This window comes from Aeromonas sp. QDB62 (assembly GCF_027705695.1).
GTDB classification, from domain to species: Bacteria; Pseudomonadota; Gammaproteobacteria; order Enterobacterales; family Aeromonadaceae; genus Aeromonas; species Aeromonas allosaccharophila.
Genome location: NZ_JAPDCD010000112.1, coordinates 1 through 1,530, shown reverse-complemented (window position 1 = coordinate 1,530; position 1,530 = coordinate 1). Strand labels below are relative to the sequence as shown.

The following is a 1,530-nucleotide window of genomic DNA, read 5'->3' as shown; positions in this document are numbered from 1 at the left end:
GTAACTGTTCACCCAGATGGCATTGACAGGAAAAAGTGAGACGATCATCCCTTGATCCACTGTTGCCCCTTGCCTGATCCCGCCAGCTTGGCACCATCACGTCATGAGCAAACCCATTACGCCACCACCCGGCCTGCCGCTGACCCTCGAGCAAGCCAACGAGCTGATTTACAAGCTGATGGCGCGCATCGCCGAGCTTGAAGACCGCCTCAACCAAAACAGCAATAACTCCTCCAAGCCCCCCTCCACTGATGGCTCGGGGACCCCGCCTGCGCGCAAGCGCCCCGCTTCCGGCAAGGCTCGTGGTGCCCAGCCTGGCCACAAGGGGCAGCGGCGTGAACGTCATCCTGAGGACGACCGACTGACGGCAATACCACACTATCCTGCCCGGCAGTGCGCCTGCTGTGGTGAGCAGGTGGTGTCCCATGACAAGCCCTACCGGGTTCATCAGGTGTTTGACCTGCCCGAGGTCAGCTATGTGGTGACAGAGCATCAGCTGTATCGGGGCACCTGCCGTGGGTGCGTCACCACCAGTGAAGCAGCCCTGCCCGATACGGTGAGCCACAGCCAGATGGGGGCTAATCTGCTGAGCTATATCGCTTTGCAGAGTGGTCAGTTCCACCAGAGCATCAGCAAGATACAGCAGCAGCTCAAGCAGCACTTCGGTTTGAGCTTTAGCCGAGGCGCCATCAGTGAAGCGCAAGGCCGGGTCAGCGCCATGCTCACCCCGACCCACCAAGCCATCAAACAGCAAGTGCAGTCTGCCGCCATCATCCATGCCGATGAAACCCGGCACCAGCGGGGCGGTGAGCGACGCTGGATGTGGCTGGCCCTGAGCAAGGTCGCGGTCTGCTTCATGACGGCGTTTGGCCGCGGTCAGGAGGCAGCGAAGCGGTTGCTGGGCAGTGAGCTTGATGGGGTGCTGGTGACCGACCAGTATGCGGGATACCGCTTCATCGACAGCGCCCAGCGCCAACTGTGCTGGGCGCATGTGCTGCGCAACGTGGCGGCGATTGCCGAGAGTAGCGACGCCGTCAACCAGCCTATCGGAGCCCGGCTGGTACTGCTGGCTGACACGGTGTTCAGAACCCGGCATGGCTATGAACAAGGCTGCTTAAGCCGGGAGCAGTACCAGCGAAGGTTGCAGCGATGTCGGCAAAGCTGGCGAAGGCAGCTGGAGCGGGGCAGTGTACTGTGTTCCAAGCGCTACCGTGGGCGCTGCCAGTTACTGCTCAAGGACGATGAGATGCTATGGCGTTTTATGGAAAACGACGAGATAGCGCTGACCAACAATGAAGCGGAGCGGGCGCTGCGTGGCTATGTGCTGTGGCGCAAGGGAAGCTATGGCGTCTGGTCGCATCGAGGCGAGCAGTTCAGGCAGCGTATCCTATCGTTGGTGGAGACGGCCAAGCGATTGGGCCGCTGCCCGCAGGAGTGGCTGAGGGCAGTTGTCAGGTCCTGCATCGAGAAAACCGACTACCCGTTCCCGGAGGAGTTGGTGCTGTCAACACCGTCCCGGTGAACGGTTAC

The 1,530-nt window shown here is 61.2% G+C and carries 1 protein-coding gene; it reads left to right on the top strand.

What is annotated here, in order from left to right; genetic code table 11:
• Nucleotides 1–103 precede the first annotated feature (103 nt).
• On the top strand, nt 104–1,522 hold the full coding sequence (locus tag OKC27_RS22640; RefSeq protein WP_004576012.1) for an IS66-like element ISAs21 family transposase: 1,419 nt from the start codon (nt 104–106) through the stop codon (nt 1,520–1,522).
• Nucleotides 1,523–1,530: the final 8 nt, after the last annotated feature.

Excerpts from the sequence above, each read along its gene's own strand:
- OKC27_RS22640 (WP_004576012.1), top strand. The coding sequence starts at position 104 with ATGAGCAAACCCATTACGCCACCACCCGGCCTGCCGCTGACCCTCGAG.